Origin of the sequence: Trueperella sp. LYQ141, assembly GCF_046599555.1 — a bacterium.
Taxonomy (GTDB): Bacteria; Actinomycetota; Actinomycetes; order Actinomycetales; family Actinomycetaceae; genus Trueperella.
Window position 1 is genome coordinate 48401 of the sequence record NZ_JBKIWQ010000006.1, and the last position, 14114, is coordinate 62514.

The following is a 14114-nucleotide window of genomic DNA, read 5'->3' on the forward strand; positions in this document are numbered from 1 at the left end:
GTACGAGCTGAATGAGAGAGGGAAAAATCTGCTAGCTGGGGTTAGCGAAGAATAATGTCACAGATAGCGCGGGCACTCGGGTCATCGCACCCGGAGCATACGTGTAGATTGTTGAGCGCGGATGCTCCCAGGTAGAACACCAGTCCAGGCGCAGTGGAGTTCCACGCCCATTAGGAAGGCGAACCGTATGCGGGTGGATATTGCCATTGAAAATGATTAACGCATCGGCATCCTGCCCGCCGCCAGATCGCAGGACTTGGACGAGCCGAGTATTCGGATCAAACCAGAGATAATCGGGCATCAGTTCGCCGGTATCATCGAGCCAGGCAATATCCATGATGGTGTCTTGACCACGGGCGGATCCGGTGTAGAACGAAGTGGGGCGCAGGACGCGGTGATCGCGGCGCAATCGCAACAAATACGAAACCGTGTCGTGCATATTGCGTTGATCGTCAGTGAGGTCCCAATCAATCCACGAGATTTCCGTGTTCTGAGAGTAGGCATTGTTGTTGCCGAACTGGGTCTTCATTATCTCGTCGCCGGCAGCAATAAAGGGTGTTCCGGCGGAGAGAATCAGGGAAGCGAAAAGGTTGCGCATGGTGGTGCGGCGTGCGGCGAGGATATGTGGATCTGTCGTCGGACCTTCGGTGCCATGGTTCCACGAGCAGTTGTTATCTGTGCCGTCGCGGTTATCTTCGCGGTTTGCCTCGTTGTGTTTGTGGTTAAACGAGGTCAGGTCGTACATGGTGAAACCGTCGTGGGCGGTAATGAAGTTAATGGAGGCGTGAATACCGCGCCCGCCAGGGATACGCCCATGAGAGAACATATCTGCTGATCCGGCTACCCGCGTGGCGACGTCGCGCTGATCGCCACCGATCCCGCCGTGATGAATCGATGCGGGTTCCGTCAACCAGAAAGAGCGCATAGTATCGCGGAAACGATCATTCCAATCGGCTGTTGGAGCGGGGAATTGCCCGGTGCGCCAGCCGCCATGACCAATATCCCACGGTTCGTTAATGAGCTTGACGGTGGAGAGGATCGGATCGGTTGCCATCGCAACATACAAGGGATGTTGATGGTTGAAGGAATCGCCTTCGCGCGCCAGGGTGACGGCAAGATCGAAACGGAAACCGTCCACCCCGATATGTTCCGCCCAATAACGCAAGGAATCTAAGGTCATTTGCATGACGGGTAAACGTCGGAAATCCAGGGAATTCCCACAGCCGGTGGTATCGACGAGAGAGCCGGGACGCGAGGAATTGTGCCGGTAGTACATTGAATTATCTAGACCGCGCCAGCAGACGGTAGGCCCGTCAGAGCCGGCCTCGCAGGTGTGGTTATAGACCACATCCAAAATCACCTCAATGCCCGCGTCATGAAGTAGACTCACCATCCCTTTCACTTCATCAAGGACGGCTTGCGGGCCAGCGGCGCGGTTGGCAGCCATCGCATAGGACGGTTCTGGGGCAAAGTAGCTCAATGTGGAGTACCCCCAGTAGTTTTCCATGCCTTTACGGGTGAGGAACGGCTCGGTCATTTTGGCGTGGATGGGGAGTAATTCGATAGCGGTGATCCCTAGACCGGTGAGGTAGTTAATCGTTACCGGATGAGCTAAGCCAGCGTATGTTCCCCGCAGATCCTCTGGGATACCGGGCAGTGTTTTCGTTAACCCGACGACGTGGGCCTCATAGATGACGGTGTGATTCCACGGTATGCGAGGGCGGTTATCGACCGCTGGAGCGTCATCCACGATGACACCTAATGCGGTGACGTCTCGCGAGTCGCGCTGATCGGGGAGGAACGCCGGATCGGGGTGCAGTTCATCGTCAACACAGTGCGAATACAGTGCCGGATGTAAAGTGGGCTGCTGAATAATCGCACGCGCGTAGGGATCAAGAAGGAGCTTGGCAGGATTATGCCGCAATCCTGCGTCTGGATCCCACGGGCCATGAACCCGAAAACCATAGGCCTGCCCAGCGCGAATTCCGGGAACATGCCCGGCCCACACGCCATTTGCGCCGTGACGTAACCGGAATCGACGTTCGCTGCTGCGCCCGCCGTAAGTATCAATAAAGCAGACGTCAACGGCGGTAGCATGGCTGGCAAACACTGCGACATCAACGCCAGATCCGCGAATGTGTGCCCCTAACGCGGGGGTATTTGCTAGCGGGAGGCATGGTTCGGCTTCCCGTGCGGTGTATCGGGCCACAGGCCGTGTGGAAAACGTAGATGTCACGCCCTCTATTGTGGCAGGTTATCACTCAAAAATGCGGTTATTCTCGCCACGTGTAACGAAGGGGAATGAGGATAGTGGGTATTGTGTAGAGGCAGGAGGGGAATACCGGATGTATGCACAGTTGCTTTTGGCGCGGTCAACCGTGCAGCGTCATGCCTGTGGGCGCGCGGATATGGCGGAGTTATTGGCAGATCCGAAGCTGCAACTGGCGTTATTATCTGGGCAAACATTGGCGGCGCGCGCTGGGAAACTGGCCTGGTTTTCTCGGAGTGAATTAACTGAGCTATTGGGGCGGCAGATCACTGCCCACGAGCTGCTCTATTTAGGGATGGACGAGGCAGGCCGACGCTTTGCCGCAGTGGATATTGCCGAGAGCGAATGTGCTGTTGCGGGTTTTCGTCATCATGAGGTGAATGCCTCGCAGATTCGCTACGAAAAGTTAACAGAATTGGGCCTGACGATGGACGCCGCAGATAGCGGGTGTGCCACAACGGCGTTAGCCTTGGCACAATGGCATCGTTCCAGTCGCTATTGCCCACTTTGCGGTCAGCCCAGCTCGGCGATAATGGGCGGTTGGGAACAGCGCTGCGCTAACGGTCATACCTTATTCCCGCGCACTGATCCGGCTGTCATCATGGCAATTCGTGATTCCCATGATCGGCTACTGATTGGCCGCAACCGCTCATGGCCAGAAGGGAAATTCTCCACCTTAGCGGGGTTTGTCGAGGCTGGGGAAACCTTAGAGGCGGCTGTTCGTCGTGAGGTCTTTGAAGAGGTCGGCATCGAGGTCGGCGACGTTGAATACTTTGGTTCGCAACCTTGGCCATTTCCACGTTCACTTATGTTAGGGTTTCGCGGTTGGACGCGAGATCTGCACCCGCAGGTTTATCCTGACGGGGAGGAGATCCTGGAGGCGCGTTTCGTCACTCGCGAAGAACTGCGGGCCATGATTGTGGCCAATCCGCGCCACGCCCCAGGGAAATCCTCGGTTGCCAGGGCTTTGATTGAGGATTGGCTGGGTGAGCAGATCGTCAGCGGATTATCGGAGGAACGCCAGGAGGGCAACAGCGGTGAACCGATCCATACGTGACGACTTGGATGAAAACCAGCGAGAGGTTGTCGAACACATCGCCGGGCCGATGGCAGTGCTGGCAGGGGCCGGAACGGGAAAGACGCGCGCGATTACTCACCGTATTGCCCATGCCGTCCTCACCGGGCAACAACATCCGCATAATATTATGGCTCTGACCTTCACCCACCGAGCTGCCGGAGAGATGCGCTCGCGGTTGCGGGATTTAGGGGTTGGCCAGGTGGCAGCACGGACCTTCCATTCTGCTGCTCTGCGGCAGTTGCAATATTTCTGGCCGAATGCCGTCGGTGGCTATGTGCCGGAGATACGCGAGTCAAAGTTCCCAATGGTTTCCCAGGCAGCCGCCGATCTGGCTATGGATACTGACGCCGTTTTGGTCCGAGATTTAGCAGCCGAGATTGAGTGGGCAAAGGTATCGCTTATTGCTCCAGAAGAATATGCTGCGCGTGCTCGCGAGGAAAACCGCCCAGAAGTTGGTGGATACTCTTATACCCAAATTGCTGATCTCATGGAACGCTATGAGGACGTCAAAAGCGAACGTGCGGTTATCGATTTTGATGACATATTACTCGTCATGATTGGAATTATGCGGGATCGACCAGATATTGCGGCGCAGATTCGCGCGCAGTACCGGCATTTTGTGGTGGATGAATATCAAGATGTTTCGCCGGTCCAGCATCGGTTGTTGAAGTTGTGGCTGGGGGCTTCTCAGGATATTTGTGTGGTTGGGGACGTCTGCCAAACCATTTATTCTTTTGCAGGGGCGAAAGCTGATTATTTGGAGGGGTTCACCCGTGAATTTCCGCGGGCACGGACGGTGAAGCTGTCACGAGACTATCGCTCAACGCCACAGATTGTTCAGTTAGCTAATAGCGTCATTGCGGAAAATAATTCGGCTGCGGCAGTGCGGTTAACATCGCAATTGCCAGCCGGTGTGCCGGTGAGTTATCACTGTTATCCCGACGATGCGGCGGAGGCGCGTGAGATTGCGCAGAGGATACGGGTGGCGCATGAAGCAGGCACTCCGTTATCCGATGTGGCTATTTTGTATCGCACAAACGCCCAGTCTCAGGAGTATGCTCATGCTCTGGCGCAGGCGGGAATCTCCTACACTGTTAAGGATACGACGCGGTTTTTTGATCGATCTGAAGTGAAAGCGGCGATGGTGGCTTTGCGAGCCACCGCCCGTGGGGAATATAGCGGGACGCTACCTGAATGTGTTTCCGGGATTTTGTATTCATTGGGATGGCGCCCGCAACCACCTCAGGAATATGGTGCGGCTCGGGAACGTTGGGACGCGCTAGAAGCGCTCAGCAGATTGGCGGAGTCACTGTGGGCACAGCGTCGGGCAAGTGTTGCCCAATTCGTTGCCGAACTGGAAGAACGCGCTCAGATGGGCAATCATCCGCAAACTGACGCGGTGACTTTGGCGTCCTTACATGCGGCGAAAGGCCTGGAGTGGGCGGTGGTGTATCTCGGAGGGATGAGTGACGGGCTCATGCCGATTTCGTTGGCCGATACGGCACAGGCGATAGCCGAAGAACGGCGTCTGTTATACGTCGGGATTACTCGTGCGCGCCAGGAACTCCATATCTCTTATGCGCGGAGCAATCCGGGGCGTGCTGATCGGAGCGTATCGCCATTTCTGGCTGAGCATTGGCCGCACCCGCAGGCCCGTTCTACCCAGGCGCGTCAACGAGCGCAAACTGAGGCAGCGCTGTGGGCGGCAAGTCATCCGAATGATGTAGAACTGTTTACTCAGCTATACCAGTGGCGTCAGGTACGGGCAGTAGAATTGGCTAAGCCAGAACATACAGTGCTGACGGAAGTCACCTTGCGAGATTTGGCGGCACGAAAGCCAGCAAATCTTGTTGAGTTAGGGCAGATTAAGGGGATTGGCTCGTTGAAGTTAGCCCAATTCGGTGTGGAGATATTGGCCGTTATTGCCGATTATCAGGGGTCGTAACCTCAGCGGGGCCAAGTATGTTGTGGCATCCGCAGCGCGGATGTGTAGTGACGATATGAGCTTCCGGAGGGTCAGGTGGCGGTGGGACTCGCCAACTGTATTCCACGCGATGCCCGTCAAGGGCGCTGAGAATATCGCGTACTGCCAGGGCAGTGGCAAGCATTGCGGCGGCGGGATCGGGTAGCAGTGGAGCGGCAGCGCAGGCTTGTTGGCATAGTATTCCCCAACGTTCATCAGATTCGTAGCGGTGGAGGGCAAGGCAGGTGCCACAGGCAGTTTCGTGGGCAATGCTCAGCGGGCCGGCATATACGTCAATCTCGTCAACCCAGGCATGGTAGACCATTTTTCCGGCGGCGAGATAACGCCCAGCCCGTACCGGATCGGTGGTATAGCTGCCGGTGAGCACAACTAGCTGCGGTTCGTGTGTGGTAGCTAAACAAATATGAGGATTCTCTTGACGTAGGAGCGTGCGTAGAGTGGTTGACCGTGCCGTGCCGAGCCCGATATGGCGCATGAGGGGATGATCGCGGGTGCTGACGGCATTGTGATCGCTCGTCGTTACGATTCCAATACCATTGCGAACAAGCCCGAGGGCGATACCTGCTCCAAGATAGTCCAGGTGCGGAATATGCACATGGGAGTGTTCGCGGTGTTGGGGATAGACGCCGAAGATTCGACGCCAGGCGTGAGGATCACAACTGTAACGTTCGGTGGTATCAAGAACTCCAGCGCGTGTGAGCGCTTCGAGGAGCTGAGTGAGGCGCTCGCGAGGGATATGCCTGGCGTCGGCACGGGCGCGCAGTTCCACGTCAGTTTGTGGTCGGCTTAGGGAATCGACGAGGTCAAGTTCGGCAGGGGATAAGCCGGTAAGATCTACCGCGATGCGCGGGTCAATGCCGATTTGTGCGCGGTGGGTGCCGGTCCAGAACACTCCGGTTGTTAGGTGCATGAAATCCTCATTTGCTCGTTCGTGTTTGGCTTTTGAGGGTAGCGAGATGTGCTACGCGCTAAAGGCGTTATGCACGGGTGTGAATCGAGGGGTACACGTATGTCGAAATATGCTAGGGGATCTGCTGTGGGAATGTGCGTTCGCGGGTGCGAGTGCCCAGTGCTAATGGGTGATTTCGGTTTAATAAGGCGCTCAGAGGGGGGAGGAAAAGGGAAGGAAAAAGAAAAGGAATAAAGAGAGAAGATTCGGCTACGATGGCGAGTTCTCACGCCGGTTTCCCGCGCCACAAACGAGCAGGTCTGCCAAACGGGTCGTTTGCGCAATACGCCTCACGAGTCGCTGTGATGACCCATGAGGTGTATGCGACGAAAAAAAACACCGGCACAGCGGCAGGCACAGCCCTGCACCTACGCGCGGGGTTTAGCTCTGTTCAGGTGGCAGGTCGCGATCATCCCCGTCTGCATGAGGCTCACCAAATTTTGGCTCATGGGGAACGTCGTTCGTCTGCTCGCTATTCTCAGCAAAAAGCTGGGCAAGGAAAGAATCCAACTCAGCGGAAATATCACTTTGCGAGGAATCAGCATCGCTGGCAAAAAACTCGGCGGGATTTTCTAAAGCGTTGGCAGTGGGCAACAGATCTGGGTGCGACCAGAGCCGGTCACGTTCCTCAGCGCCCTGTTCGCGGGTGGCTTGCTGCCAGAACGTCGCGGCTTCGCGCAGCCGTTGCGGGTTTAGCTCAATACCGAGTTGCGCTTCCCATACGTGCTTGGCTGGATTATTCGTGGCATAGCGTCGGCTAAACATCTCTCGCAGAGCAACAGCGTTCGGTAAATGCGGAGCAACTGCCTGTGCGGAGATCTCTTCAACCCAGCCGACGACCAGAGCGAGGAGCAGTTCGAGACGTTCGACGGTATCAACCTGATCGGGATTGAGTTCCAGGGTAAAGATATTGGACATGTCAAAATCCGGCATTGCCAATGGCTGGGACATATCTATCTCGCCCATATCGCGTATGTGCTCGCTAATCGCTTCGAAATTCACTTCGAAACCGGAGGCAATTTCTGCGATCGTATCCAAGATACGGGGACGCAGCCACGGAACCCCGGCAAACAGGCGGGTGGCAGCACATTCACGAACTGCCACATACAACATGGCTTCGTCAGCACCGACGGAAAGATTCTCGGAGAATTCCGCGATATTTGCGGGCACTAAGACGGGATCGCTGCTCGACATCAACGGGACCCCAGTATCCGTTGAGCCAAAGGAAGAAGCCGCCAGTTCGGCGATCGACTCGCCGTATTGCACGCCCAATACTTGGAAAATTGTGGCGGCGATAAAGGATCCTGGATTGCCTAGGGCATTGCGCAGTGCTTCCGGTAATGCTTCGGCTTGTTTGTTCATCATCTCAGCGAAGGCGCGCCCGACGTTGCGCCCGACGGGGTCAAGGAGCTGTTGGATCGTCTCGAAAGAGTGGTTAATCATTTCCGGGCGCGAGTACGCCGCGCCAGTTCCTGATGGGGGATCAAAAATAGTGGAGACATCTAACCACAGGGAGGCTGTGCGCAGTGCCGTCTGGGCTTTTTCTGCGGAGGCTGCGTCAAGCTGATCGACGCGACCAGAACGAGCTAACATGCTGTGAGCCACATTGCGGCAGGCCGCCCAATCTATCTGGTTTTCCTCCGTAGAATTCATCATCCGTTGCAGTTGCTGGGCAAAGGCGGAGAGGTGGGCAGGAGAAAACATCTGCCCAAAATCTGGCGGTAACGGGAAAGCGGAGCCACCGAATTGTTCAATGATCTCGGCTGAGTCTTCCCCGAAGATCTCGCGCAGCATATTCTTCCAGATCTCATTCGGATCCTGGGAATGAGAATCGTGTGAATCGTTATGATCGTTGGGAGTGTTCGTCATGGTGTCCTCTCCTGGGTACGTAAGTAGCGTAATGTTCCGTCTCGGCAAACTCAATGTCTGCCGGTGCGCCGGGCGCGTAAAAATTCGTGCTTTGCGAGATGCCACCTGGCGTAGTGGCTGGATGCGGTATATAACGAGGAGAGGAAACTGCGGGATACGGCAGGCAAGCGCCGCATGTGCAACGAGATACTTTTCAAGCCTCGATACGTCTGATGCTCGCAGGTATTCCGCCGATACAACCGTATTTATGTGATACGGCATAGAAGAGAATGCGATACGCACAGAGAACAGAGAGGGGCGCAATGCGCAGCTTTAGCGGAGAAGGGCCACGATCGCATGAACGCTTGGTTCGCGGTAAGCCGCCGCGCCTGTTGATTGCCGGTGGGTTGTTTGCGGTGACGTTACTGTGTGCTGCCGCCATGCCCACGTCGTTTCTGATTGAGAGTCCTGGTCCAGTATTGGACGTCTCTGGTCAGGTGGAGAATAAGCCGGTAGTTCAGGTCTCGCAGGTTTCCACATATCCGTCGGATACGAACTTTTATATGACTACTGTGTCTTCCGTCGGGAATCCTGATGTGGGCGCTCCCGGTTTGGCGGTGCTTGGCGCATTGCTTAGCCGCGATGAAGAGGTGATGCCGGTGCGTATGGTCTATTCTGCCGAAGTGAATAATGCGGCGGTGCAGACGTATAACACGGCGCTTATGGATTCCTCGCAGGATATTGCCGGGGCAGTGGCTTTCCAAAAGGCCGGTATGGATGTGTCGATGACGCTCACTGTGGCGGGGGTGCCGCAGGATTCTCCGGCTGCGGGGAAGCTACAAGAAGGCGATGTTGTGCAAGCCATTTCAGCTCCTGATGTGCCGAGCTCCTCGGCAGCAAGTGCCGCCCAATCTCATACGGCAGGGGCATCGGATTCTGGCTCGACCGCTGGAGCTCATGAGCAAGGGGAGAGCGCGCAGAGTGCAACGAGTTCGGATAAGAGCACGGCGGTGGCGGGGAACGCCCAGGGGCAGACGGCGAAAAGTGATGCGCACTCCCAGTTAGGGCAGGCAGCCATGCCGCGTCCGACGCGCGGTGCGGATGGTTTCTATCCAGCAAAGACGTTTATGGACTTATCTGCTGTGCTCGACACGGTTAATCCGGGAACGGATGTTATTGTGCGGGCGGTCCGTCAGGGAAAAGTTTTTGAAACGACGATAACGACGCGCCCTTATCAGCCAGATACGACGGGCTGGACGCATCCTGGCTCAATGTTGGGTGTTTTTATGACTGTCAGCGACGTTAAGCTGCCAGGCAAAGTGGATTACATTATGGAGGGAATTGGCGGCCCGTCGGCTGGCACGATGTTCACGATGGCAATTCTTGATGAGATCACCCCTGGCTCTCTCGGTGGGGATCATCAGATAGCTGGAACGGGAGCCATCTCGTGGGATGGCGATGTGGAGGAGATTGGCGGGATTCGCCATAAAATTCTCGGCGCGCGCAATGCCGGAGCGACGGATTTCCTTGCCCCCGCAGCTAACTGTGCACAGACGATTGGGTATGAGCCAGAGGGGCTGAATATCTGGGCTATCCGCACTATTGACGATGCAGTTACTGCAGCCAAGGCAATCGCGAGCGGGCATACCGATCAGCTAACCCCGTGCAGTGCCGTCGCAGGCAATCAGGGTTAAGCGCTCGCAGGCGATTCCGGTAAATGCCTGCGAGTTAGGTGCTTTCGCGTAGCTGCGTACTAGGGCAGGCTGGATGGCTGGCGAGGGGCAGATTAGGCAGATTAGCGGAGAACTCGAATTTAGGTGACAGCGGTTTTAGGCCGGACGGGTTAGCGTAGGCCGGACGGGTTAGCGTAGGCCGGACGGGTTAGGTTAGACCGACGGGTTAGGTTAGGCCGACGGGTTAGGCATAAAACCGTATTGCAGCAGTTCGACGAGGGCTGGCGCCAACGCAGGGCCGGATAAGACGTTCTTATCGTCATCGAATTTGCGCATCCGTGCCACGGACCAGCTCGTCCCTTCGCGCACGATTCCCGCCGCGATCCGCACCTCCATGCGATGTGGATGTTGGGCGACAAAAGCGGCTGCTTCCTCGGGATCCTGTGGAATATCGTGGTCGTATTCTGGTGGCAAGAAGAGCTGTTCGAGGCAGATAGCGGCTCCGGCAACTTCTTCTGGCCATTCAATTGTTGGGAGTAGTTCGGCGATGTCAACGCCAAGGGGGAGCTGATCTTGTTCGATGGCTAAGAATGTGTGGGCATCGTCTGCGAGGTTGGCTAAGGCTGCTGAATCGATGTGATCGCGCAGGTCAGGGGTGTGCTGGAGGGCTTCGTGAGCGTTGACGAGCGCATAAAGGCGAGGAGGGCCATCCCAGCCCAAGCGAGCAACTTGGCTTTCAATCTCGTAAATAACTTGCTGTAATGCCGGTAAGTGCGGGGAGGGAGCCTCGGTGTTCGCCGATGGGGATGGCGTTGCCGCGGCGGTTGTTGTTTCTGCTGAAGTGTCGTCAAGCATGTTTTCCTCTGTTTCCTGCACGTTACGCAATGTCTTTCGATCATACCTGGCACTGGGGCAGGAGTGGATAATCTGGAATCCCACTGCCTATCTGCTGTACGGTGGAAGGGCATGCCCTGTTGCGGTGTGCGGGTACTCGTCAGCGTGAATTGAGGTTAACCGTGTCCTTGACGGCAAACAGATCCCGAGGTTCTTTGCCTAAACGTTTCAAACTGGGTGGAGCTTTTATCCCGACGTTAATCATCTTGGGTCTTCTGCTCCTTGCAGTGATGGTATTCGCCCAATTTTGGACTGAACTGAAGTGGTTTGAACAGATCGGCGCCGCGCGGGTGTTTTGGACGCGCTATGGGGCGCTGATTGCGTTAGGCGTTATCGGGATAGTGATCTGCTATGGCGTATTCGTTGCGAATATTGCGGTTATGCTGGCTCGGCGCACGGATCTTCGCGCCAAAGCGCAAGCCGGAGCGGATGCCAATATCGCGGAAAAGATCGCTGGCGGTCGCTGGATTTCACGTCTCTTTATTCCGCTGGGTTTGGCGGTGATTTTCGGAACCTCGATTTGCCAGGAGTGGCAGACGTTCCTCTTGTGGTTTAACGGAGGCTCTTTTGGGGTTGCTGATCCAGAATATGGCTTAGACGTCTCTTTCTATGTTTTCACGCTTCCTGCTATCCATGCCCTAACAGGGTTCTTCTCGACCTTGGTTATCGTCTGCTTGGTTTTGACGATCGTGGGCTACTGGATATTGGATGATATTTCGATAACGGAACGCGGGATGCGAATTGCTAAGCGTGCTCAACTGCATTTCGGAGTGCTTGCGGCTTTGGCGGCGCTGCTGGTTGCCATTAATTATTGGCTCTCGCGTTACGATCTGCTCTTGGGGAATAATCAGCGGTTCTCCGGTGCAAGTTACACGGATATTAACGCCTCGAAGCCAGGTCTGACGATCTTGGCGATTGCCGCTTTTGTCATCGCCGCGCTGTTCCTATTTGCAGCGATTAAGCATCAGTGGAAGGCCCCGTTTATTGGTATTGCGGCTGGTATTGCCACGGCTCTGGTGGTGACGACGCTATATCCGGCATTGGTTCAGAACTTCAAAGTGAATCCGAATGCGGCGGAATTGGAATCGACGTACATCCAACGCAATATTGACGCGACGCTCAATGCTTACGGGATGGCTAATGTGCAAAGCCAACAGTATGACGCTCGTACAGATGTGGAGCGCGGCCAGTTGCGTCAGGATTCAGAAACGGCGGCCCAGATCCGCCTGCTTGATCCTAATATTGTGGATCCGTCGTTTAATCAGCTACAGCAGAATCGTCAGTACTACCAGTTCCGCGAGCCGTTGACGGTTGATCGGTACACGATCAACGGGCAGACCCGCGATACCGTCATCGCTGTTCGGGAGTTGAATCTTGACGGTCTGGATGAATCTCGTCGCTCCTGGGTGAATGACCATACTGTTTTCACGCACGGCTTTGGTGTGGCAGCGGCCTATGGCAATACGGTTACTCCGCGTGGCGATCCGACGTTCTGGGAGGCAGGTATTCCCTCGGTTGGTGAGCTTGGTTCGTATGAGCCGCGGGTGTATTTCGGTAAGCAATCTCCGGATTATTCAATTGTTGGTGCGCCGGAGGGGGCAGATCCGTGGGAGTTGGATTATCCCGACGATAAGGCGGCAAATGGCCAGGTGATGAACACCTACACCGGAGATGGTGGTCCGTCGGTATCGAATGTCTTTTCGCGAATGATGTTTGCGATTCGGATGAAGTCCACGGAGTTGTTCTTCTCAGATCGTGTTACGGAGAATTCGCAGATCCTCTTTGATCGAGATCCGCATGTGCGGGTAGAGAAGGTGGCTCCTTACCTTACGCTTGATTCAAAGGCGGTTCCCGCGGTTATTGATATGGATAATAATCCGCAAACTCCGAAGCAGCTTGTGTGGATTATTGACGGGTACACCACCTCAAATAACTATCCGTATTCTGCTCGGGAAACCCTTGGAGAAGTAACCCAGGATGCGTTGACGAGTAACAATACCTCGCTGGATCGTCCGGACGAGATTAATTACATTCGTAATTCGGTAAAAGCTGTCGTCAATGCGTATGACGGTTCGGTGACGCTGTATCAGTGGGATATGGATGATCCGATTATCAATGCGTGGAAAGCAATCTTCCCAGGGCAGATCTCTGATCTTTCGGCTATGCCAGGTGATTTGATTGCGCATGTGCGTTATCCGGAAGACCTGTTCAAAGTACAGCGGGCGTTGCTGGCTCGTTATCATGTGCGCGATGCGAAGTCTTTCTATTCGGGTGGCGATTTCTGGCAGGTGCCGCTAGAGCCGACTTTGCCGGCTAATACTCAGACGCCTAAGCAGCCGCCGTATTACCTGACGTTGAAGATGCCGGGTCAAGATCAGACGGCATTTTCTTTGACGACGTCCTATATCCCTGGCGGTACGACGAATCGTAACGTGATGACGGGATTCCTGGCTGCTTCTGGCGATGCGGGAAATACAACCGGAGTCAAAGGGGAGGGCTATGGTCAGTTGCGGCTGCTGGAATTGCCTCGTGATTTGACGGTTCCGGGTCCAGGGCAGGCAGAAAACACGATGCTGACCAATCCGAAAGTCTCAACCGATTTGAACCTCTTGCGCAACGGTGGAACGGAAATCATGGAGGGTAATCTGCTCTCCTTGCCTATCGGTGAGGGGCTGTTGTACGTTCAGCCGATTTACGTGCAAGCCTCCTCAGGTACGCAATATCCGACCTTGCAATATGTGTTGACGCTTTTCGGCGATTCGGTGGGCTTTGCGGCTACATTGGATGAGTCTTTGAATCAGGTGTTTGGCGGTGAATCTGGTGTGAATGCTGGCGATGCGAATATCGTCGGCTCGAAAGAACCGCCGGTGGATGCTGGCAGTTCTGCAACGACACCGGGGGCGAATTCCACCCCGGGAGCTTCAGCGGGTGGGGCGGTGAATCCGGCTACTCCGGGCGGCTCAACACCGGCAGTGCCAACGCCAAGTGATGGCTCGACGCCAGCCACTCCGGCTCCGGGTAGCGCTCTCGATACTGCTTTGCAGGATGCGAAAGCTGCAATTGAGAAATCGCAGCAGGCGTTAGCGAAGGGTGATTGGAAGTCCTATGGGGAAGCGCAGGACGCGCTCAAGGATGCGATTAACCGAGCGGTTGCCGCGCAGGAATCCGCAAAGGGCAAGTGATCGCTGAGCTAACGAGTATGTGACGCTCGAATATAGCTATCTTGATCTGGGTTGGTACCCGTTTACACAGATAAATCTGTGGCGGGATACCAACCCAGATTTTGTTGTGCCTGCCAAGTGAGTATGCCTAGCAGAAGCAGAAAAGTACGTCATTGTAGCTATATGTGACGGGAGGGGAGGCCGCTTTACGGCGGTCTTTGCGTTATCTGCGGTTAGTGACGATGCTGGTGGGGAAAA

General features: G+C 55.5%; 8 protein-coding genes. 4 read left to right on the forward strand and 4 right to left on the reverse strand.

Annotation, left to right across the window (positions count from 1 at the left end; translation table 11 throughout):
- Positions 1 to 31 precede the first annotated feature (31 nt).
- Positions 32 to 2236, reverse strand: coding sequence for a glycogen debranching protein GlgX (gene glgX, locus ACLHIJ_RS06195; RefSeq protein WP_411297129.1), 2205 nt, complete (start codon positions 2234 to 2236; stop codon positions 32 to 34).
- Between glgX and nudC the strand changes: the two genes are divergently transcribed.
- Positions 2217 to 3326, forward strand: a complete 1110-nt coding sequence (gene nudC / locus ACLHIJ_RS06200; protein ID WP_411297130.1) for an NAD(+) diphosphatase — start codon at positions 2217 to 2219, stop codon at positions 3324 to 3326. The two genes, glgX and nudC, sit on opposite strands and share 20 nt — an antisense overlap.
- Complete coding sequence (locus ACLHIJ_RS06205) at positions 3307 to 5292, forward strand: ATP-dependent helicase (RefSeq protein ID WP_411298709.1); 1986 nt, start codon at positions 3307 to 3309, stop codon at positions 5290 to 5292. Before nudC ends, ACLHIJ_RS06205 begins: the two co-directional genes overlap by 20 nt.
- Here ACLHIJ_RS06205 and ACLHIJ_RS06210 read toward each other — a convergent pair.
- Together ACLHIJ_RS06210 and ACLHIJ_RS06215 are read right to left on the reverse strand one after the other, a co-directional pair.
- The gene (locus ACLHIJ_RS06210) at positions 5267 to 6241 is read right to left on the reverse strand and encodes a hypothetical protein (RefSeq protein WP_411297132.1); all 975 of its coding nucleotides are present in this window, start codon (positions 6239 to 6241) and stop codon (positions 5267 to 5269) included. The two genes, ACLHIJ_RS06205 and ACLHIJ_RS06210, sit on opposite strands and share 26 nt — an antisense overlap.
- Positions 6242 to 6661: 420 nt before the next feature.
- Positions 6662 to 8149 (reverse strand): zinc-dependent metalloprotease, encoded by a 1488-nt coding sequence (locus tag ACLHIJ_RS06215; protein WP_411298711.1) that lies wholly within the window; start codon positions 8147 to 8149, stop codon positions 6662 to 6664.
- Positions 8150 to 8451: 302 nt separating this feature from the next.
- Between ACLHIJ_RS06215 and ACLHIJ_RS06220 the strand changes: the two genes are divergently transcribed.
- The gene (locus ACLHIJ_RS06220) at positions 8452 to 9822 is read left to right on the forward strand and encodes a PDZ domain-containing protein (RefSeq protein WP_411297134.1); all 1371 of its coding nucleotides are present in this window, start codon (positions 8452 to 8454) and stop codon (positions 9820 to 9822) included.
- A 210-nt stretch (positions 9823 to 10032) separates the two neighbouring features.
- On the opposite strand, the gene ACLHIJ_RS06225 is transcribed toward ACLHIJ_RS06220, so the two are convergent.
- Positions 10033 to 10656, reverse strand: coding sequence for a PPA1309 family protein (locus ACLHIJ_RS06225; RefSeq protein WP_411297135.1), 624 nt, complete (start codon positions 10654 to 10656; stop codon positions 10033 to 10035).
- A gap of 101 nt (positions 10657 to 10757) precedes the next feature.
- Here ACLHIJ_RS06225 and ACLHIJ_RS06230 point away from each other — a divergent pair, with 101 nt between their 5' ends.
- Positions 10758 to 13877 carry a UPF0182 family protein gene (locus ACLHIJ_RS06230; RefSeq protein WP_411298712.1) on the forward strand — a complete coding sequence of 1040 codons (3120 nt, stop codon included), beginning with the start codon at positions 10758 to 10760 and terminating at the stop codon, positions 13875 to 13877.
- Positions 13878 to 14114 lie beyond the last annotated feature (237 nt).